The 21225-nt window shown below is 62.7% G+C and carries 19 protein-coding genes; 6 read left to right on the top strand and 13 right to left on the bottom strand.

Translation table 11 applies throughout. The features are described from left to right. The first annotated feature begins 104 nt into the window (after positions 1 to 104). The 4 genes from CK944_RS13870 (at position 105) to CK944_RS13855 (ending at position 4701) form a co-directional block, all read left to right on the top strand. Positions 105 to 1040, top strand: a complete 936-nt coding sequence (locus CK944_RS13870; RefSeq protein WP_205049038.1) for a substrate-binding domain-containing protein — start codon at positions 105 to 107, stop codon at positions 1038 to 1040. A gap of 79 nt (positions 1041 to 1119) precedes the next feature. Continuing rightward, positions 1120 to 2718: a sugar ABC transporter ATP-binding protein gene (locus tag CK944_RS13865; RefSeq protein WP_192877761.1), complete on the top strand. Its 1599-nt coding sequence runs from the start codon at positions 1120 to 1122 to the stop codon at positions 2716 to 2718. Beyond that, positions 2715 to 3734, top strand: a complete 1020-nt coding sequence (locus CK944_RS13860; protein ID WP_103173661.1) for an ABC transporter permease — start codon at positions 2715 to 2717, stop codon at positions 3732 to 3734. Before CK944_RS13865 ends, CK944_RS13860 begins: the two co-directional genes overlap by 4 nt. 22 nt (positions 3735 to 3756) lie before the next feature. Further along, complete coding sequence (locus CK944_RS13855; protein WP_103173660.1) at positions 3757 to 4701, top strand: carbohydrate kinase family protein; 945 nt, start codon at positions 3757 to 3759, stop codon at positions 4699 to 4701. Between the two features lie 9 nt (positions 4702 to 4710). On the opposite strand, the gene CK944_RS13850 is transcribed toward CK944_RS13855, so the two are convergent. After that, a complete protein-coding gene (locus tag CK944_RS13850) occupies positions 4711 to 5187 on the bottom strand; it encodes a sugar-binding domain-containing protein (protein ID WP_256388129.1) in 477 nt (158 codons plus the stop codon). Between the two features lie 128 nt (positions 5188 to 5315). After that, positions 5316 to 6710 carry an FAD-binding oxidoreductase gene (locus tag CK944_RS13845; protein WP_103173658.1) on the bottom strand — a complete coding sequence of 465 codons (1395 nt, stop codon included), beginning with the start codon at positions 6708 to 6710 and terminating at the stop codon, positions 5316 to 5318. A 111-nt stretch (positions 6711 to 6821) separates the two neighbouring features. Between CK944_RS13845 and CK944_RS13840 the strand changes: the two genes are divergently transcribed. Both CK944_RS13840 and CK944_RS13835 read left to right on the top strand, forming a co-directional pair. Then, entirely contained in the window at positions 6822 to 7577 is a 756-nt protein-coding gene (locus CK944_RS13840) for a FadR/GntR family transcriptional regulator (RefSeq protein WP_103173657.1), read from the top strand. Beyond that, the gene (locus CK944_RS13835; RefSeq protein ID WP_103173656.1) at positions 7574 to 8569 is read left to right on the top strand and encodes an MDR family oxidoreductase; all 996 of its coding nucleotides are present in this window, start codon (positions 7574 to 7576) and stop codon (positions 8567 to 8569) included. The genes CK944_RS13840 and CK944_RS13835 overlap by 4 nt, the downstream gene beginning before the upstream one ends. A 35-nt stretch (positions 8570 to 8604) precedes the next feature. Here the strand turns inward: CK944_RS13835 and CK944_RS13830 are convergent, their stop codons facing one another. The 11 genes from CK944_RS13830 to CK944_RS13780 form a co-directional block, all read right to left on the bottom strand. Then, positions 8605 to 10260, bottom strand: a complete 1656-nt coding sequence (locus tag CK944_RS13830) for an acyl-CoA synthetase (protein WP_103173655.1) — start codon at positions 10258 to 10260, stop codon at positions 8605 to 8607. Between the two features lie 35 nt (positions 10261 to 10295). Continuing rightward, positions 10296 to 10688, bottom strand: a complete 393-nt coding sequence (locus CK944_RS13825; protein WP_103173654.1) for a rhodanese-like domain-containing protein — start codon at positions 10686 to 10688, stop codon at positions 10296 to 10298. A 1-nt stretch (position 10689) separates the two neighbouring features. After that, positions 10690 to 11268 (bottom strand): peroxidase-related enzyme, encoded by a 579-nt coding sequence (locus tag CK944_RS13820; protein WP_103173653.1) that lies wholly within the window; start codon positions 11266 to 11268, stop codon positions 10690 to 10692. Further along, positions 11265 to 13580, bottom strand: coding sequence for a molybdopterin-dependent oxidoreductase (locus CK944_RS13815; RefSeq protein ID WP_103173652.1), 2316 nt, complete (start codon positions 13578 to 13580; stop codon positions 11265 to 11267). Before CK944_RS13815 ends, CK944_RS13820 begins: the two co-directional genes overlap by 4 nt. 9 nt (positions 13581 to 13589) lie before the next feature. Next, a complete protein-coding gene (locus CK944_RS13810; RefSeq protein WP_103173651.1) occupies positions 13590 to 15134 on the bottom strand; it encodes an acetolactate synthase large subunit in 1545 nt (514 codons plus the stop codon). Further along, positions 15131 to 16624 carry an FGGY family carbohydrate kinase gene (locus CK944_RS13805; protein WP_103173650.1) on the bottom strand — a complete coding sequence of 498 codons (1494 nt, stop codon included), beginning with the start codon at positions 16622 to 16624 and terminating at the stop codon, positions 15131 to 15133. Before CK944_RS13805 ends, CK944_RS13810 begins: the two co-directional genes overlap by 4 nt. 3 nt (positions 16625 to 16627) lie before the next feature. Further along, complete coding sequence (locus CK944_RS13800) at positions 16628 to 17305, bottom strand: L-fuculose-phosphate aldolase (protein ID WP_103173649.1); 678 nt, start codon at positions 17303 to 17305, stop codon at positions 16628 to 16630. A 7-nt stretch (positions 17306 to 17312) separates the two neighbouring features. Beyond that, positions 17313 to 18359 (bottom strand): 2-hydroxyacid dehydrogenase, encoded by a 1047-nt coding sequence (locus CK944_RS13795; protein ID WP_103173648.1) that lies wholly within the window; start codon positions 18357 to 18359, stop codon positions 17313 to 17315. Next, complete coding sequence (locus CK944_RS13790; protein WP_103173647.1) at positions 18356 to 19555, bottom strand: CaiB/BaiF CoA-transferase family protein; 1200 nt, start codon at positions 19553 to 19555, stop codon at positions 18356 to 18358. Before CK944_RS13790 ends, CK944_RS13795 begins: the two co-directional genes overlap by 4 nt. After that, positions 19552 to 20226: a CoA transferase gene (locus tag CK944_RS13785; protein ID WP_239986074.1), complete on the bottom strand. Its 675-nt coding sequence runs from the start codon at positions 20224 to 20226 to the stop codon at positions 19552 to 19554. Before CK944_RS13785 ends, CK944_RS13790 begins: the two co-directional genes overlap by 4 nt. 86 nt (positions 20227 to 20312) lie before the next feature. Next, positions 20313 to 21110, bottom strand: coding sequence for a CoA transferase subunit A (locus CK944_RS13780; RefSeq protein WP_103173645.1), 798 nt, complete (start codon positions 21108 to 21110; stop codon positions 20313 to 20315). Between the last annotated feature and the right edge of the window lie 115 nt (positions 21111 to 21225).

Genomic DNA, 21225 nt, shown 5'->3' with positions numbered 1-21225 from the left:
CAAGTGACAACGCCCCTGAAAACGGGAGGAGGAACCCGATGACGACTTTGGCTAAACTGGCAGGAAGCGCCGTTCTTGCAGGGTCCATGGCTGCGACTGCAGTCATGGCACAGGACGATCAGTCCATTACCACGGTGGTGAAGATCACAGGCGAAGGCTGGTTCGTGCGCATGGACGAGGGCGTGAAGGCCTTTGATGCCGAGCACGACGACGTCACCGCCGTTCAGGTCGGCCCGGCCCAGGCCGATGCAGCGCAGCAGGCCCGGATCATCGAGGATCTCGTGGCCAAGGGCGTGTCGGCGGTCGCGGTCGTGCCCATGGATCCTTCGGCGCTGGAAGGTGTGCTGCGTCGTGCGCAGCAGCGCGGCATCAAGGTCATCGCGCACGAGGGCGACTCCATCGTCAACGCCGATGCCGATATCGAGGCATTCGACAACGCAGCTTTTGGCCGCAGGATCAACGACGGTCTGGCCGAATGCATGGGCGGCGAGGGCAAGTGGACCAGTTTCGTCGGCTCGCTGGGCAGCCTGACGCACAACATCTGGGCTGATGCCGGGGCCGAAAGCGCCGCCGCCAATCATCCGGGAATGGAACTGGTGGCTGCGAAGAACGAGTCCTTCAACGACGCCAACAAGGCCTATGAGAAAGCCAAGGAAATCCTGCGCGCACATCCCGACATCAAGGGGTTCCAGGGTTCGTCGGCCATCGACGTGATTGGCATTGGTCGCGCGGTCGAGGAAGCCGGCCTTGTCGGCAAGGTCTGCGTCTTCGGCCTTGGCCTGCCCAAAGATACCGGTCCCTACCTGGAGTCAGGAGCGGTCAACCGGATCTACTTCTGGGATCCGAAGGATGCGGGCTATGTGATGAACGTCGTGTCGAAAAAGCTCCTCGATGGAGAGGAAATCACCGATGGCATGGACCTCGGAGTTCCCGGTTACACCAACGTCAAGGTCAGCCAGGGGCCCGGCAAAGGCATCATCATTCAGGGCGAAGCCTGGGTTGATGTCGGCAAGGACGACTACAAGAACTATCCCTTCTGAGGCCCTCCCATCCTGATACAACCAGGCAAGGGCAGTCTTGACAGCCTGCCTTTGCCGCCACCAAAGCCACAGGACTCGCATGATGCAGTTTCAGCCTGACGCGGCGGGCACCCGCCCCATGTCTGCGCCCTTTCTGGAGGTTCGTAACGTCCGCAAGTCCTTTGGCGGCGTGCAGGCCCTGAAGGATGTCAGTCTGACCCTGCAGGCGGGTCAGATCTATCATCTGATGGGCGAGAACGGCTGCGGCAAGTCCACCCTGATCAAGATCATCTCAGGCGCACAGCCCGCCACCTCGGGCCAGATCCTGATCGATGGCGAGCCGACCGGTCCGTTGGCGGGGGATCTTGGCGCGATCGGCGCGCTGAAGGCAGGGATCGAGACGGTTTACCAAGACTTATCGCTGCTGCCGAACCTGTCTGTTGCGGAAAATGTCGCGCTGACTGGGCAGTTGGTCGAGACTGGCGGCAGGCTGGCGCGGCCTCTGCGCCGGGCTGCCCTGCATGACACGGCCGCCCGGGCGCTGGCGCAGGTGCACTTGCCGACCAGCCGTGCCTTTCTGGCGCGCCGCACCGAGACGCTGCCACTTGCTACACGACAGTTGGTTGCCATCGCCCGCGCCATCGCTGCCGAGGCGCGGCTGGTCATCATGGACGAGCCGACGACGTCATTGACTCGGCAAGAGGTCGAGAACCTGCTTGCGGTCGTACGCCGCCTTCTGGATCAAGGCGTGACCGTCCTGTTCGTCACCCACAAGCTGGATGAAGTGAAGTCACTGGGGGGCGATGCCATCATCATGCGTGACGGCCAGAAAGTGGCCGAGCGCAAAGTCGCGACGACCCCGAAATCCGAGATCAGCCAGCTGATGACCGGGCGCGAGATTTCTGAGGCGCGCTATCGCACTGAGCCGAAGATCGGTGATGTCATGCTGGAGATCCAGAACCTGACGCAACCCGCGTCATTCCATGACCTTTCCCTGACGCTGCGCAGGGGTGAAATCCTGGGCGTCACTGGCCTGTTGGACTCGGGTCGCAATGAACTGGCGCTGGCCCTGTCGGGCGTGGCCCCGGCGCATTCGGGCACCATGCAGCTTGAAGGCCGCATCATCGACCTCAAATCCCCAGCGGACGCGATCCGCGAGGGGATCGGCTATGTCCCCGAAGATCGCCTGACGGAAGGGCTGTTTCTGGAAAAGACAATCCAGGACAACGTCACGCTTCCTGTTTTGGACCGGCTCAGGAACGCATTCGGCATGATCAGCGGCAGGCGTGCGCGGGCCCTTGCGCGCGAACAGATCGCCGATCTGCAGGTCGTTGCGCCGAATGTCCAAGCGCCCGTGCAGTCGCTGTCGGGCGGCAATCAGCAACGGGTCCTGATCGGCCGCTGGCTAACGATCAACCCTCGCCTGCTGATCCTGCACGGTCCGACCGTCGGCGTCGATGTTGGCTCGAAAGACACGATCTTCCGCATCATACAAAGGCTTGCCGACGAGGGGATGAGTGTCATCATCATCTCGGACGACCTGCCCGAGCTTTTGCAGAATTGCGACAGGATCCTGGTCATGCGTCAGGGCGCCATCGTTGCCATGCATGACGCCGCCACCGCATCCGAGGATGAGATCTATCAGACCATGGCGGGCGGCGCTGCCGCGCCAGCCACAGGCAAGGACGCAACTCCATGACCGAGACAACGATCGCACCGGAGGCCCGTGGCGCGGCGGGCCGGATCTGGGATCTGATAGGACAGCGCCCCGAACTGTTCACGCTGGCGCTGATCGTGGTGACCGCAATCGCTGTTGCGATTGCAAATCCAGAGTTCTTCGCGATGAACAACCTGTTCGACATCCTGCGGGCCTCGGTTGTGCGAGGGATCTTCGCAATGGGCGTGCTGGTGGTGCTGGCTGCGGGGGGCATCGACGTGTCCTTCACCGCCATCGCGGCCTTCGTCATGTATGCGCTGACGATGTTTGTCCACAATGTGCTTCCCGGCATGCCCTTGTGGATCATCATGCCGCTTGCGGCGGCAGGTGGTGCGGCATTCGGGGTGCTGAACGGTCTCCTGATCCATGCCCTGCGTGCGCCCTCGCTGATCGTGACTATCGGCACGCAATACATCATCCGGTCGTTCCTGCTGACCTTCGTGGGCACCGCGCTGTTCATGAATCTGCCCGCCTCCATGGAGGCATTCGGCAAGGCCTCGCTGTTCAGTTGGCAAGGCGCGAACGGGGTTGTGTCTGCCCTTCCCGCGACGGTGCTGGTGCTGGTTGCCGTGGCCTTTGCCACATGGTTCATCCTGGAACGGACGCTGCTTGGGCGGGCCATCTTCGCATCGGGCGGCAATTCAGGCATCGCCGAAAGGCTGGGCTTCAACCTGTTCCAGATCCGGCTCTTTGTCTTTGGCTGGGCCGGGCTGCTGGCGGGAATCGCGGGCATCGTCCATGTCGCCTCGAACCGGCTGGCCAATCCGTTCGACCTTGCAGGGATGGAACTGGAGATCATCGCGGCCGTCGTCCTTGGTGGCGCGCGCATTACGGGCGGATCGGGCACCGTCCTTGGGACGCTTCTGGGCGTCTTGCTGATCACGCTGGTGAGCAACGTGCTGGTCTTCGTCGGTATCCCCAGCACCCTGCAGCGGGGGATCGTCGGCATCTTCATCCTGATCGCCGGAACCATCTTCGCGCTGCGCCAGCGCGCCTGACACATCCTTGGGAGAGGACAGCATGACCCACGACGTTTCCGTTATCGGGCTTTATATTCTTGACGTCTTAGGTCGTCCGGTCGACGCCATCCCGCAAGGTGGCAATGTCGACTTCATTGATGAAATCCGCCTGACCGTCGCGGGTACTGCAGGTGGCACGGTGGTGGATCTGGCCAAGCTGGGCCTGATCTGTCTTGCCGTTGGCGCAGTGGGTGACGACGAGAAGGCGGATTTTGTTCTCGCAACGCTGCAGCGGTTCGGCGTGGACACGGCACAGATGCAGCGGCTGGCAGGCGTGCCCACCTCGGCCACAATCCTGAATGTCCGGCGCAATGGAGATCGGCCTGCGCTGCATCAACGCGGCGCGTCAGACCACTTTGATGTTCTGCCCGAAACGCTTGATACAGTACTTGCCCCTGCCATCATTCATCTGGGCGGTACCGGCTTGCTTGCAAAGCTGGACGGCGCGCCAAGCGCCCGGTTGCTGGCAGAGGCAAAGCGCCGGGGCCGCACGACCACCTTCGACCTGCTAGGCGCGAACAAAGGCACGATCGACCTGCTGTCACCCTTGTTTCCGCATATCGACTATTTCATGCCCTCCGTCGACGAGGCGATGGAGATCTCGAAGACTGGCAGCGTCGAGGAAGCGGGGCGTTTCTTCTTGGATCGCGGGGTTCGGCAATGCGTCTTCACGTTAGGAGGAGACGGGGTCTGCTTCATGGATCGCACCGGCGAAACTGTCAGGCAGCCGGCATTTCAGATCGACGTCGTGGACACGACCGGTTGCGGGGATGCTTTCGATGCAGGGTTCATTACCGCGCTGCATCACCGCATGGACCTGAAAACCGCGTTGAACTTCGCGCAGGCGGCCGCCGCATTGGTAGCAACGGGCCTGGGCTCCGATGCAGGGATCCGGTCATTCCAGGACACAATCGACTTCATGAATACTGCCAAGGTCAAGGTCTAGCGGGCGGCATCAATCCAGTAGCGATGCCGCCGTGTCCATGTCGGTCACCAGATGGGTGGCATAGCCGCCCTTCAGCGCGGCGCGCAAGGCAGCGACCTTGGTCGGGCCGCCCGCAACGCAAATGCGGCGCGGAATGGCGCGAAGTTCGTCCAGTTCAATCCCCATCATGTGCCAGTCCAGATCGCGCCGAACCTGTTCCCCCTCGGCATTCAACAAGCGGCAGATCAAGACAGCCTGGGCTCCGTTGCCGACATAGGCGTTAATTTCCGCCTGGCTGGGGATGTTTGCTATCCACATGGTGCTTTCGGAACCGAAACCCCCAAGCCCGAAGACGATCGTCTGTGCATTGCGGATCAGGTCGAACTGGTTTCGCAGGGCCGGTTCGCGCTTCAGCGCCGTGCAGAGCTCGGCAGAGGAAAGAACTGCAGGCGCATGCAGGTTCATACTGATCGCGCGGAGGTTGCCCGCCATGATCGCGCTGCACAGTTCAGCCGAGAATTTGGGTTTACCAATCGCGGCGCCGGTGAACTAAACGACTGTAATGTCGTCCAACCGGACAGCTATACGACATTTCTAAATGGTGCACAGCGCGATACTTTAACGTGTGACAAAATTCAGAATGCGAAGATTCTATCACGATTTAAGATACCCTTGGGATCCAACACGCCTTTCAGTGCTCGCATTACTGCAAGTTCGGTAGGAGTCCGCGCCAGCGGCAACCAGGTTTTCTTGTCAAGACCTATGCCATGCTCGGCCGAGATCGAGCCACCATACACTGCCACCAGATTCATCAGGCAGGTCACGGCCTGATCCTTGTGCACGGTTTGGAAGACGTAATGCAGATTGCCATCCGCAACATGACCAAAGACCAAGAACCGCGTTTTGGGATCGATCACGGAAAGCTGGCGCTGGCTTTCCCTAAGAAACTCGGCCAGGCGCGGCACTGGCACGCTGACATCACCATTGGCAATGTTGTCCTGACCGCGCAGGTAGTCCGCGCAGGCATCGCGCATTTCCCACAGGCTCAGGAACTCGCGCTGCGACTGCGCAAGCACGGCATCCAGAGCGACCTTGTCCTCGATGGCTTCGGCAAGGCAGTCCATGAATGACCCCGCGATATCCTCGCCGTCGGTTTCCGACTGAATCTCGGCCAAAACATAGACGGGCGCCACAGCGGCAACGGGAGGGACGATGCCCAGGTGGCCACAAACCCCACGATAGATTTCGTCCTGCATGATCTCGTAAGCCGAAAGCATGCCGCCTACCCGCCTGCGCAGACGCTGCAGCAAATCCAATACTGCCTCGGCTGAGGGAAGCGCGAGCAAGGCATTGGTCTCGAAGACCGGACGCGGATGCAGCCTTAGAAGCGCTCGCGTCACAACGGCCAATGTCCCCTCGCTGCCGATGAGAAGCTGCTTCAGATCATAGCCGCTGTTGTCCTTGTCCAGTCCGCGCAGCGATGACAGGATTGATCCATCCGCCAGCACGGCCTCCAGCCCCGCCACCTGCGCGCGAAACATGCCATAGCGCATCACGCGGATGCCGCCTGCATTGGTGGCAATATTGCCGCCGATGGTCGCCGTGCCGCGTGCGCCGATATCCACCCCAAACATCAAACCGGCCTGGTCGGCTGCCTCCTGCACCCGCTGCAGGGGAACGCCCGCGCCTGCCATGATCGTGCGGCTGTCAGGATCGGGCGGAGCCAGATCGGTCAGCCGTTCCAGCGACAGCACGGCTTCACCCAGCTGCACCCGATGTGCACCCGCCAGCCCGGTGCGACCGCCCTGCACGACTAGCCTCTGACCGAAATCATGGCAGGCCGCTAAGGCGATGGAGACTTCGGCCGTATTGCCTGGCCGTAGTACAAAGCGGGGCGGGGCGGAAAAACGATTGCGCCGATCTTCTTGATAGCGGGGCTCGATGGCATCCCCGATCAGGAGTGCCGCCGGAGGCAGAGCGCGCGAAAGACATTCCAGCAGCGCGGAATCGCATTGGTCGGTCGGATGCATCTTAGCCGATACCTTTCTTCTTGCCGGAAGGCTGAACGCAATTTTATATTTGTCAAACCTTTTATGTTTTTCTTAACCTGCTATTCTTTTTCCAAGCCAACAGGGGGACGCATGGCCCTTCAGTATGACGAGATCGTCCGCGGCGGCCTGGCCCGACAGGTATCCGACCTGATCCGCATGGCCATTCTCGAGGGCCGGCTTGCACTAGACGAACGCCTGCCGACCGAGGAGGAACTGGCCCGCCGTTTCGGCATCTCGCGTCCCACGGTGCGCGAAGCCCTGAAGGTGCTGGCCGCGCAGAACCTGATCCGGTCGCGCCGGGGACCTACAGGGGGAACCTTTGTCAACCGGCCTGGGGCCGCTGGCGCTGCGCGGGCCATCACTGACGCGGCGACGCTGCTGGTCGGCATGGGTCATTTCAACATAGACGAAATCGTTACAGCCCGCGTCGAGACCGAGGCATTGTGCTGCCGCCTTGCCGCGCTGAACCGTAGCGATGGTGACCTGGCTGCCCTTGCATCAGAAATCGCCCTGCAACAGGATCAGGCACTGTCGGACGGGGATTTCTGCGGCTCGGACGTGCGGTTCCACCGCACGGTGGTGCAGGCGACCGGCAACGGTCCGCTGCAAATGATGATGCACGCCATGATCGAGAGTTTCATCCCCATCACAAACATGCTGATCTACCGCGACCACGAACGTCGCCGCACGGTCGCCGCTCATGAACAGATCCGCGCGGCCATAGGTGCCCGCGACGCAGACAAGGCGGAACAGTTGATGCGGGGCCATGTCCGGGGCATGCGTGTCGTGCTGGATCAGGCGCTTGCGCGCCGCAATGCAGAAAAACCCGGAGGAGAGAGCAGATGACCGACACGTTCCGCGCCCTTGTGATCGAGGATCAGGACGGCAAGCCCAAGGCAGGTTTTCGCGAGCTGACGCGCGATGCACTGCCCGATCACGATGTGCTGGTCGAGGTCGCCTACTCCACCCTGAATTACAAGGACGGGCTGGCGATCAGCGGTAAGGGCCGGATCGCCCGTCGACTGCCTATGGTGGCCGGCATCGATCTGGCGGGAACAGTGGTGGAAAGCCGCTCGGATCAGTGGCAGCCTGGCGACAAGGTCATCGTGAATGGCTGGGGTCTGTCCGAGACCGAATGGGGCGGCTACAGCCGGTTCCAGCGCTTGAAACCCGAATGGTTGACGCGCCTGCCGGACGGATTTTCCTTACAGGACGCCATGGCCATTGGTACGGCCGGCTATACTGCCGCACTGTGCGTCAATGCCTTGGAGGATTGGGGCGCGATCCAGCCCAGCGGGGCTGAGGTGCTGGTAACGGGCGCGGCAGGAGGCGTGGGCTCAACGGCGATCAGCCTACTGGCGGCGAAGGGCTATACCGTTACCGCCGCCACCGGACGACCCGAAACGCATGACTATCTGGCCGAACTGGGGGCCTCGCAGTTCGTGGACCGCGCCGCGCTGGCAGACAAGGGCGGCCCCCTGCAAAAGGAGCGATGGGCAGGGGCGGTCGACAGCGTGGGCTCCACCCCGCTTGCGAATGTGCTGGCGCAGACGGTTTACGGCGGTGCGGTAGCGGCCTGCGGGCTAGCGGGCGGTTTCGATCTGCCAGCGACGGTGATGCCGCATATCCTGCGCGGGGTGGCACTGCTGGGCATCGACAGCGTCATGGCGCCGCAGGCCAAGCGCGACCGCGCTTGGGCCACGCTGGCCGCTCATCTGGACAAAGCGCAACTTGGCTGCATTGCTCGAGTCGAGCCGATGACAAAGCTTCAGGAGCTGGCGTCCGACATCGTGGCGGGGCGCATCCGGGGCCGGGTTGTCATCGACGTGGCGGGCTGAGGCCCGTGGGACCGGGCAACCCCGGTCCCCTTCCTTCAGGCGGAAACCCGCGCCATTTCCGCCGCCCGCGCGCGCAGGGCAAATTTCTGGATCTTGCCGGTTGAAGTCTTGGGCAGCGGGCCGAAGACCACCCGCGAGGGGCACTTGTAGGACGCAAGCCCGGCGCGGCAATGCGCCACCAGGGCAGCTTCGGTTTCCTTCGCGCCGTCGCGCAGTTCGACGAAGGCGCACGGGGTTTCCCCCCATTTCTCGCTGGGCATGGCGACCACGGCGCAAAGCACAACCGCCGGATGGCGGTAAAGCTCCTCCTCAACCTCGATCGAGGAGATATTCTCGCCGCCCGAGATGATGATGTCTTTGGACCGGTCCTTGAGCTGGACATAACCGTCGGGATGCATCACGGCCAGATCGCCGGAATGAAACCAGCCGCCAGCAAAGGCTGCCGCCGTGGCCTCAGGGTTCTTCAGATAGCCCTTCATCACCGCATTGCCGCGGAACATGACCTCGCCCAGCGTCCGACCATCGGCGGGCACCGGTCGCATGGTTTCCGGGTCCATCACTGTCAGGTCGTCCAGCGACAGGTAGCGCACGCCCTGCCTTGCCTTGCGCGCTGCCTGCTCTGGCGCGGGCAGGGCATCCCAGGCCAAATTCCATTCATTGACCACAGAGGGGCCATAGGTTTCGGTCAGGCCGTAAAGATGCGTGACGTGGAAGCCCGCTTCCCCCATGGCCTTCAACACGGTTTCCGGAGGCGGCGCAGCGGCGGTATTGAAGGCCACTTGCTGGGGAAAGCTGCGCTTCTGGTCGGTTGGCGCATTCAGCAGGGCGGACATGACAATGGGCGCGCCGCAGAGATGCGTGACTCCGTGTTCGTGGAGGGCGTCATAGATCGCCCCCGCCCTGACCCAGCGAAGACAAACCTGCGTGCCCGCCTGCACCGGCACCGCCCAGGGGAAGCACCAGCCATTGCAGTGGAACATCGGCAGGGTCCACAGATAGACGGGATGGCGCCCCAACCCCGCGTGGATCACGTTGTTCAGCGCCATCAAGGCCGCGCCACGATGATGACAAACCACCCCCTTGGGGTTGCCGGTTGTCCCGGAGGTATAGTTCAGCGCAATGGCATCCCATTCGTGGACAGGCATTGCGCCGGGAAGACCCGGGTCGCCTTCGGCCAGCAACTGGTCATAGTCCAGGCTGCCGATGGCCTCGCCCTTGGGATAGGGCGCGTCCTCGGGGTATTCGGTGTCGTCGAAGTCGACCACCAGCGGCCGGACCTTCGCCAGCGCCAGGGCCTGCGCCGCCACGCCCGAGAATTCGCGATCCACGATCAGCACGCAGCTTTCCGAATGGTCCAGCTGAAAGGCGATCGCTGCCGGGTCCAGGCGTGTGTTCAGCGAATGCAGCACCGCGCCGCCAGCCATCGGCACGCCGAAATGGGCATGGATCATCGGCGGAGTGTTCGACAACATGACCGATACGGTATCGCCCCGTCCGATGCCCCGCTGCGACAGCCCCGAGGCCAGGCGACAGCAATCGGCCCAAAGCCGGGCATAGCTGTGGCGCTGGCGCCCATGGATCACCGCAGGGTGGTTGGGATAGGTGACCGCCGCCCGCTGAAGATAGGAAACCGGCGTCATCGGCTGGTAGTTCGCCTGCCTTCGTTCCAGACCCTCGTCGTATTTGTTCATGATCCTGCTCCTGTTCCCCCTTTCAAGTCCGGCGTTCAGCGCCTGGCGGGATATTCGGCGACCGGCTGGCCGGACTTGCGCCATTCGCCGAAGCCGCCCCGCAGCGAACGAGCCTCCAGTCCCATGTCCTGGGCCAGCCTCGCTGCAAGAAGCGAGCGCCAGCCCGAGGCGCAGTAGAAGACATAGGTTTTGCCCTCGGCGAAGCGAGACTTGTGATAGGGGCTTTCGGGATCGATCCAGAATTCCAGCATCCCGCGCGGGGCGTGGAACGCCTGGGGGATCATGCCCTCACGCTCAAGCTCGCGCGGGTCACGAATGTCGACCATGATCACCTGCGGATTGGTCTTCATCGCCGCAGCCTGATCGACAGAAACCGATTGCACCACGGCATCGGCATCCGCCAGCATCTGCTTGTAACCCTGTGCCATGTTATCGTCCCATCGTGTAGAATTCGTCATTGGGCCGCATGCTGGTCACGTTCGCCAGCCGGTTCGACATGCCGAAGAAGGCAGAGATAGCTGCAATATCCCAGATGTCGCTGTCGTCGAACCCATGACCGCGCAGCAATTCGAAATCGTCCTCACCGACTTCTTGCGCACGCGCTGAAACCTGCATCGCGAAATCCAGCATCGCCTTTTGCCGAGGCGTGATGTCGGCCTTGCGATAGTTGATTGCCACCTGGTCGGCGACAAGCGGGTTCTTGGCCCGGATGCGCAGGATCGCACCATGGGCGATGACGCAGTACTGGCATTGGTTCATGGTCGAGGTGGCGACCACGATCATCTCGCGCTCGGCCTTGGTCAGGTTGCCGGGCCGATCCATCAGGGCGTCGTGATAGGCAAAGAAGGCGCGGAATTCATCGGGCCGGTGGGCCAGGGTCAGGAACACGTTGGGGATGAAGCCCGATTTCTCTTGGACCTCTTCGATACGGGTGCGGATGTCCTCGGGCATGTCGGCCAGACGAGGGACGGCGAAGCGGCTGACAGGAGCTTCAGTAGTGTCGGTCATGGTGTTTCCTCCAGAGCAGGCAGCATGTCTGCCAGTTGCGCTTCATAGGTCTGGATCGGGTCGCGGTTATCGCCGGCATAGGGCGCGACCCGGATCAGGCAGGTATGGGCGGCACAGCCCTGTCCAAAGGCCGAACTGCCTATGTCCAGTGTGAGCACATTCGGGTTACCAGAAACTTCGGGTCCGTCCGCGACAGGCGTAAACCATGCGCCGGTCGGCAAGACCGCCACGCCCGGTGCGGTGTCAGCGCTGATACAGGCAGTGGCAAGGCAGGCGCCCCGCATGTTCCAGAGCCGCACCGTTGTTCCGTCGGCAATGCCGCGCGCCTGTGCATCCGCTGCATTCAGGCGCAATTGCTCGCGGCCGTGGCGCTTATCCGCCATGCTGGCTGCGCCGGTTTCCAGCTGGCTGTGCAGCCGACCCTGCGGTTGGTGCGAGATCAAATGCAGTTCGCCTGGCGCCGCACCTCCCAGCCATTCGGCAGGAGCCATCCATGCGGGGTGTGAGGGGCAGTCGTCATGGGCCAGCCGCGCCAGCGTCCTGCTGCCCAGCACAATGAGCCCGGTTTCGGTATCAAGCGCATGGCGGGCCGGATCGTCGCGGAAACGCGCCAGATAGACGTGGTTGCGCTGCACCGGCACTGGCGCATGCCCGCGCTCCCAGAAGGTTTCAAAGTCCGGCATCAGGAAGCCATGAGCGCCCAAGGCATGACTGCGGCTTTCATTGTAAAGATGCCGGATCCAGGCCATCTCATCGCGGCCCTCGCTGAAGGCTGGACCCACGCCAAGTCTCTGAGAAAGCGCATCGAAAATGTCGAAATCCGCGCGCGACTGGCCCAAGGGCGCAATGGCCTGCCGCATTGCCAGGATCATGTCGCAGCGCTTGTTCCCGGCCAGGTCGTTGCGCTCGATCGAGGTCGAGGCAGGCAGAACGATGTCTGCCCGTCGCGCGGTTGCGGTCCACATCGGGTCCTGCACGATGATGGTTTCGGGGCGGGTCCATGCCTCGGCCAAGCGGTTCAGGTCCTGGTGATGATGGAAGGGATTGCCGCCCGCCCAATAGACCAGCCGCGTATCCGGATAGGTCCGCGCTTCGCCCTGATACGTGAAGGGCGCCCCCGGGTTCAGCAGCATGTCGCTGATCCGGGCGACCGGAATGAAGCTGTCTATGGGCTTCACGCCTTGCGACATGCCGGGAGACCTGCCCACCGCAAAAGGCGCCCCGACGCCGCCCAGAGAGCCATAGCCATAGCCCACGCCGCCGCCCGGCAGGCCGACCTGGCCCGTAACGGCTGCCAGCCCCAAGGCAGCCCAGAAGGGCTGTTCGCCATGATGGGCGCGTTGCAGGGCCCAGCTGACTGTCAGCATGCTGCGGGTTCCCGCGATCTGTGCCGCCAGCGCGCGAATGGCATCAGCGGGCAGCCCGGTGATGGCCGATGCCCATGCAGCGTCCTTGCGCTGACCACCGGCATCGCCACGAAGATAGGCAAGGAACTCTTCGGACCCGCTGGTGCAGCGGGCCAGGAAGTCGGTGTCGTGGCGCCCAGCCGCCACGATTTCGCCCGCAAGACCCAGCATCAGCGCCGTGTCGGTATTGGGCCTTATCGGCCACCACTCCGCCCCGACCCAGTCCGGCAAATCGTCGCGCAGCGGCGAGACATGGACCACCCGCACCCCGCGTTCCGCGATCCGGCGCAGGTAGCCTTCAAGGTAATGCCCGGCGATGCCGCCGGCCTCGCTTTGCGCGGTGCGGGGCGACATGGCGCCAAAGACCACAAGTGTTTCGGTATTTTCAGCGATGTCGTCCAGCGTGTTGGACTGGCCGCCGCAGGCGCGGTCATCGCCCAGCACATGACGCAGAATCACCGGTCCGGCGGCGATGGAATAAGTATCGACATGGCCCGTATAGCCGCCAACCAGGTTGAGCATGCGCTTCAATAGCGAAGACGCGTGATGAAAACGTCCGCAGGATGTCCAGCCGTAGCTGCCAGCAAAGATCGCCTCATTCCCATGCGTGCTGGCGACGCGGCTGATTTCCCCGGCGACCAGGTCCAGCGCCTCGTCCCAGGGCACCGACAGGAAGCGTTCGGATCCGCGCCCGTTCCGATCGCTGTGCTCACGCTTCGCCAGCCACCCCTCGCGAACCATCGGGCGCAGCACCCGGCGGTCAGGCTTTGCCCATTCTACAATCGAATGGATCACAGGTGAGGGAGCAGGGTCGTCGGCAAAAGGCTCGACGCCGACAATGCCGCCATCTTCGACCAGGATCGTATAGGCGCCCCAATGGCTGCAATGCGGAATACGGTGGATCATGGATTTCCCCTAAAGCACGGCTTCGATCAGGAACGGTCCCTTGCGAGACAAGGCGGTGCGCAGCAAGTCGAAGAAACTTTCGGCGGTGTCGGCGCGCGCCGCTTCGACCCCCATTCCGTTCGCAATCCGAACCCAGTCGAGCGCCGGATCGTCAAGGTCCAGCATCCGCCGGGCGTTCTCGCCAGGAGCGCCCGCGCCGACATTTCGCAACTCTCCCTGTAGGATCTTGTAGAGGCGGTTAGCAAAGACGATGGTCACCACGTCCAGCCGCTCGCGTGCCTGCGTCCATAGGCCCTGGACGGTATACATGCCGCTGCCGTCGGCTTGCAGGCCGATTACCTTGCGGTCTGGGCAGGCCACGGCGGCGCCAGTCGCCATGGGAATGCCCGCACCAATGGCCCCCCCGGTCAGTTGCAGGAAGTCATGAGGCGCTGCGCCATGGGTGGAGCGGAAGAAATCCCGGCCCGAGGTCACCGATTCGTCGCAGACGACAGCGCCTTCGGGCATCAGATGCGCCAAGGCAATGGCAACAGCATCTGGCGTCAGCGCACCGGACGGCATGTTGGGCGCGGCGCGATCCGCTACCCGCGCGGCGGGCGTCATGCCGACTTCCTGTGCCAGGGCGGCGATGGTTGCGGGCAGGTCGTCGTCGGCGCCCGCCATCTCGATCACGCGGCAGCCCTCCGGCAGCATGCTGCTTGGCTTGCCCGGGTAGGCGAAGAAGCCGACCGGGGCCTTGGCACCGATCAGGAGCAGCTGTTCAGTTTCCGCAAAAGCCGCCAGAGCCTGATCGATGACATAGGGCACGCGATCCAAGGCGACACGGCCTGCGCCACGCTGCATGCGGCCATTGGCCTGCTGCGCAATGATCCGGGCGCCGGTTTTCTGGGCGATGCGGTCCAGAACGTCGGTCTGAGCCGCGCGCAGGGCGCGACCGGTGACAAGGATCACCGTCTGCTTGCCGTTTCGCAGCGCATCGGCCGCTGCGCGGATGCGGGCCGGTTCTGGCGCCGCGGAAGCGGGGGGAACCACCACGGCGGGCACCGGAGCGAGAGTTTGTGTCCATGCCGCGTCAGCATGCAGGATCAGCGTGGCGATGCTACCTGCACCCGTCCTTGCTGCGGCGATGGCCTCCGCTGTGCGGTCTCCGACGGCATCTGCAGACTCGGCACGACCAACCCAACGCGACATCGGCCGGGCGAGGCTGTCGATATCGCTAGTCAGCGGTGCATCATATTGCAGATGATAGGTGGCATGATCGCCCACCACATTGATAATGGGTGAATGGGCCCTTCGCGCGTTGTGCAGGTTTGCCAGACCGTTCGCCAGACCCGGACCCAGGTGCAGCAGCGTCGCGGCGGGTTTTTCCGCCATGCGGGCGTACCCGTCGGCAGCGCCGGTCACTACGCCCTCGAACAGGCCCAGAACGCAGCGCATCCTGGGCTGGCGGTCCAAGGCGGCAACGAAATGCATCTCTGATGTGCCGGGATTGGCGAAACAGGTGTCGATGCCGTTTGCCAGCAGGGTTTCACACAGAAGGTCAGCGCCGTTCATGGGATCTCCATCAGTCGTTCGGCCTCGGCGCCAAGATCCGAAAGTCCGGCCCAGAACGGGGCCGCAGCTTCGATCAGCGCCGAAAACAAGCGATATTTGTGATCAGCATAGGCTGCGATAGGGCCAGTAGCGGGTGCAATACTCTGCTGCGGGCTGCCGATCCAGACAGCGTAGTCGGGGGCATTCAGAAGAAAGCGCGCGGCGACGGCGGCAAGCCCGCGAAGTCCTGCGTGTATGCCGGGGCTGCGCTGCACCGTACAGCCAGTCAGCGTGGCCACAAATTGCGCGAAATGCTTATCCCCAGCAAGCCCACCACCAAGAGACAAGGCGCCCTCCGGCGCCCTCATCATGGCGTGGCTGGCGTGGGTGACAAAGGCCAGCGCCTCGCGTCCCGCCCAGGCAATCTGGGCCGAAGTGGTTGCAGCGTTCAGTCCGAACAGCGCGCCGGTAGCGAAGGGGTCGGTCCACGGCGCACGTTCTCCGCCGGGCTCAAGAAAGGGGTGCAGGATCAATGAAGAATATTGGGGCTCAGGTGCTGCGGGAAGGTCCGCGAAGCGGCGCGACAGGTGATGTAACACGCTGGCGCCATTGAAGCAGGGATGAAAGCACAGGTAGCCGGGTTGCAGCGCAAACTGTTGAATCATTGCGCCCGCTGGTGCCTGCGGCATGGTTGCGGGTTCGTCCACTAGGCAGGCATGGATTGCGCTCGTTCCAAAGATCGAAGCGCGAGCGACGCCCTGTCGGCTGCCGAGGCCAAGACCGATCAATGTGGCCTGCACATCGCCCGGACCGATCAGCACAGGCAAACCTTGCGGCAGGCCAGTGGCTTGCGCGGCAGTTGCCGATAGCCCCGCCCGTGCCGCGCCCATCGGCACGAGTTCAGGCAGAAGCTCCAGCCCGCGTGACAGGCCCAGGATGTACGGCACCTCTGTCGCCAGCGCGCCGCTGCGCCAGTCTCCCCAGACCGGCAGCAGTGCGGTCGGTTCGGCAAGCAGGCGACCAGTCAGGGACAGGAAAAGCCATTCCTTCAGCCGCAGAGCATGGGCGATGCGGACATGCCGAGCAGGATCGTTCCGCTGCACCCACAGGAGTTGCAGGCTGGCCGAGGCAGCAGTCGGCCGCGACCCGGTCGCTGCCTGCACCGTATCAAGCGCCTGCGCCATTCCGGCCACCAGCCCGCGTGCGCGACCGTCCAGCCATGTCAGCGCCCGCCCGACCGGCTTACCTGTACTATCTACAGACCAAAGGCCATCGCCTTGCCCTGTGACGATCAACCCGGTGATCGGTTCCGTTACCTGTGCCGCACAGTCGCGCAGCACCGCCAGTGCCTCGTCACGCGTCAGGTCCATGTCCTGCTCAACCCGCAGCCCGTCGCGGTGTAGTGCACCGTTCGGCCGCTCGGCGCCAGCCAGCAGGCGGCCATGCCCGTCGAAGGCCGCTGCCTTGACAGAGGTCGTCCCGGAATCAAGACAGAGAAGGACGGGTGCCATTGTTCAGGACGCTTGCCTTAGTCCTTCCAGCGCGGCACTGCTTTGCTGGCCGTAGGTCTTGAACTTGACCAAAACCTCAGCGATCTGTTCATCAGATAGTGCCGGCGGCTCGCCTAGGGGCAGGCACAGCAGATACTGCTTGGCCAGTTCCTCGACCGTGACGGCCAGGGCCAGGGCACGGGCGATATTCACATGTGCGGCGATGACGCCGTGATGGGCCATAAGGCAGGCACGCCGGTCCTTTAGCGCGACGATCACCTGGTCGGCCAATTCCTGCGTTCCGAACAGTTCGTATGGGGCGCAGCGGATCGTGCTGCCGCCAGCGGCGGCGATGACGTAGTGAATCGCGGGAATGTCGCGTCCCAGGATCGACAGGGCCGTGGCATGGGTAGAATGGGTATGGACTACGGCGTTCAGATCGGGTCGCGCCTTCAGAATATCGCGGTGAAAGCGCCATTCCGACGAGGGCTGAACCTCGCCTTCGTAGGTGGCGTCCCAGTTCATCGCCACGACATGTTCGGGCTGCAGCTTGTCATAGGGAATTCCTGTGGGCGAGATCAGAAAGCCGTCACCGTAACGGACGCTGATATTGCCCGAGGTTCCCTTGTTGATGCCCAGGCGGTTCATGCTGCGGCAGGATTCAATTACTTCGCTGCGCAGCGCGCGTTCTTCGTTAGTCATTGGAGCCTCATTTACAAGGATAGAGCGGCGGCTTGCCGGCAAGGATCAGCGCTATGTCGCCAGCGATCATATTCGCGGCCTTGATGGCCGAATAGCGCGAAGCGCCTGCAATATGGGGCGACAAGGTGACATTGGACAGCTTCAGCAGCGGCCAGTCTGGCGGCGGCGGTTCGGGCTCGAACGTGTCAAGTGCGGCACCCTTCAACTGGCCCGACACCAAGGCATCATACAGCGCCGCGTAATCCAGCACCTGACCGCGCGTGGTATTCACAATATAGCCGCCCGGCTTCATCATCGCGATCCGCTGGCGCGAGATCATGCCCTTGGTTTCCGGCGTCACTCGGGGATGCAAGGTCACCACATCTGCGCGGACCATCAGGTCGTCCAGATCAGCCTTTTCAAAACCGGCGGCCTTTTCGGCATCGGTCAGTTCCTTAAACGGGTCATAGATCAGGATGCGGCAGCCGAACGGCTGCAACAGACGCGCCACCCGTGTCCCGATATCACCAAATCCCACAATGCCCACAGTCAGTTCGCACAGTTCCGGGCCGGTATTGGCGTAATGATAAAAGTCGCGCACGAACTTGCCGTTGGCCACGCTTTGATGGCCCCGGATCAGGTTGCGGGTTTCCGCCAAAAGCGACGCGACCGTGAATTCCGCCACCGCCGAAGCATTGCGTCCTGGGGTGTTGACCACCGGAATACCGCGCGCACGGGCCGCTGCCATCTCGATGTTCACAGGGCCGCCGCGTGATACTGCGATCGCCTTCAAGCGCGGGGCATGTTCAAGGCTGTCTGTCGTGATCGGCGCCAGATGCGTGATCAGAATGTCCAAATCACCGAGGAAGCCAAAATAATCCTCTGGACGGCCGACGAATTCCCCGACCGGCAGCGTCGGATCGTATTTGGTTGATTTCAGTCGCAGCGGCCAATCTATTTCCATGCTGCGGATATTCAGATCGCGACCCCGCAGCGTGTTGCGCAGTGCGGCCTCGAAGAAAGACGGCTGCATGAAGCCGTCCCCGATTATGCCAATGGTCAGTGCGTCCGTCATGCTTGTCTCTTACCTTGGGGTTCGGAGGTCAGGCCCGGGAGCACGTCCTGGTAACGGTCGGTGTCCAGGGCATGTTCGGCCATGACTTCGGCGCTGTGCTGGGCGAATGCAGGGGGCGCGCGGCGGTAGCTAGCCGGGGTGCGCGACAGCTTGATCGGGCTGCCGGTGCCGCGATATTCGCCGATGTCCACGACCATTTCGCGATGGATAGTATGAGGATCTGCGATCACCTGGTCGATGCTGCGCACCGCGCCACAGGGCACGCCCGCCTTGATCAGCCGATCGGACAGGTCAGCGCAATCGAATGTTGCCAGGGCAGCTTCAAGGTGCTGCTTCAGGGCATCTCGGTTCAGGTTTCGCTGGCTGTTGCTGACAAAGTGCGAATCTTCGGGTAGATCGGGACGCCCCACGATCGCGCAAAGCGTGGCAAACTGGCGGTTGTTCCCGACAGCCAGAAAGATCGGATCGGTCCCTGTGGCGAAGGTGTCATAGGGGCAGATGTTCGGATGGGCATTGCCCGAAGGCTCGGCCACCTTGCCCGACAGATAGTAGTTCGGCAGATGCGGATGCAGCAGAGACACCCCGCAGTCATAAAGGCTAGCCTCCACGAACTGGCCCTTGCCGCTGGTGTTGCGTTCGTTCAGCGCCATCAGGATGCCGATCACCGCATTCAGGCCCGTCACCATGTCCACCACGGGCAGGCCCACGCGCAATGGCTGGCCGCCCTGCTCCCCATTCACGCTCATGATGCCGCATAGGGCCTGAATGGCGGCGTCATAGCCGGGCAGGCCCCCCATCGGCCCGTCAGCGCCGAAGCCAGACACGCGACAATGGATCAGCCGCGGAAAACGGCGCGACAACTCCTCATGGCCAAGGCCCCAACGTTCCATGGTGCCGGTCTTGAAGTTCTCGATCAGGACATCGGCGTCATCCAGCAACGCCAACAGCAATTCGCGGCCCATGTCATGGGACAGGTCCACGGCGATGCCGCGCTTGTTGCGGTTCAGTCCCAGAAAATAGCTGGCCGCATCGTCCAGGAACGGCGGCCCCCAGCCCCGGGTTTCGTCACCGGCAGGAGGCTCCAGCTTGATGACGTCCGCGCCGTGGTCCGCCAGAACTTGCCCGGCATAAGGTCCCCCCAGCACCCGGCTGGCATCGATCACTTTTAGATTGGCCAGTGAGCCGATGTTGATCATGCGGTCGCCCTTTCAGAGGTCTTGGTCGCCAGATCGCTGCGCCATTCGGCGGCAAAGGCGGGATAGCTTTCAGCCAGCTCGTCTAGAACCCGGCCACGCAGCAGCGACAGCGTTGCAGCATCGGGAATTAGCGTGATGGCAGGTTCATCGGCATGGGCGAAGGCAAACCCGGTTGCCGTCCGGATGTCGCCAAGATTATGGCCAGGGTGGATACTTTCCAAAACGAATCCGGGCCGCGCCTTGTCGAAGGTGAACAACGCCTTGCCCGTCAGCAACGCCACTGGGCCGCCGGGGCGATGGACCTCAGGGTCGCTGATACCCGGGGCGCTGATGAAATCCACTTTGTTCACGAACACGCGCGGGGAATGTTCCTCTCGAAACAGGATCACTCGGGGGACCATATAATACAGATAGGATGATCCGAATGACCCAGGCCAGCGCACCTTGCTGTGTGGATACTCTCCGGTGCCGACAAGGTTAACGTTGGCGTGGCCATCGATCTGCCCGCCCCCTAGGAAAAAGGCGTCCAGCCGCCCTTGGCCGGCGCAGTCGAACAGTTCGGCCGAACCGTTGGTGAAAAAGTTATGCTCGACCGATCCGAGGATCGACAGCCGCACTTGCCGTTGCCCGTCATCAAGGGCCCGGCGCAGCATCGAGCCGGCGGCAGGCATGGGCGAGGATGCCCCAACTGCCACATGACTCACTCCATGGAGCAGGCGCGCGATGGCGCAGACTAAAATTTCTCGAGGTAGGACGGTCATGCCGGAACCTCATAAGCCATATATTCGGCGAAGCCCTGATCCGTGCGGGCTGCTGCGGCATACCGGCTCAGTTCGGCCGTGTCGGTGGGATACTCGCCCCAAAGCCCATAAGGCCAGGCACCGCGCGGCGCTATTGCCACCGCAGTCACGTAAAGCGCAGGCAGGGTGCCGGCGGCCGTCGTCTCGTCGGCCAGTAGGCTATGCTCCACGACGCGCTCGACCGTGACCAGTGTTTCGGTCGCGGCATACGCCATGGCGGCCAGTTCCCGTCTCCGGCCGATCCAGACGTTTCCCTGCCGGTCGGCCACCGGGGCGTGAAAGATCGCCACGTCGGGACGAATTGCCGGGATAAGGGCGATGGGATCGTCCTTTCCGAAGGGATTATCAATTAGCTGCCAATCGGCGCGGTTCGCCAGCACATCCGAACCGATCAACCCCCGCATCGGCATAAACGGCACGCCTTTCTGCGCAGCCATCAGTCCGGCATGGATGGCGGGACAGGTTGCGTCCAGGACGTCAATACGGCCTTCGCGAACAGCTTGGTTGAAGCGCGGTGCGCCACCGGCTTCGCCCAATGAGACGGCGCTCGTCTCAACCTTTCGAACCAATCTGGCGCCAATCAGCTGATCGACCTGCAAGCCTCCAGTCGGGACGCAGATCAGATGCAGTTCGCCTGCGCCATGATCAATCAATGGTCGCGTCATCGCCATGGAAACACCCGCGTAATCGACCGGCAGAGCAACCGACATCCCGGAACGGATTCGGGCGACCATAGAATGCAATTGGTCTGCCATGGCGTCTCCGGAGCTCCCTACTCGAATGTTCTGTATAGTAGAACAGCGTTCTAAATTAAGCATAGGACTAGTTTTATAAGCAAGTCAATTCGTCTGAGTTCAGAGAAAAAAGGCG

It is taken from the genome of Paracoccus sp. SY (assembly GCF_002901215.1).
GTDB classification, from domain to species: Bacteria; Pseudomonadota; Alphaproteobacteria; order Rhodobacterales; family Rhodobacteraceae; genus Paracoccus; species Paracoccus acridae.
Note: the sequence above shows the minus strand (reverse complement) of the source record. Positions and strands in the feature narration are given on the sequence as shown.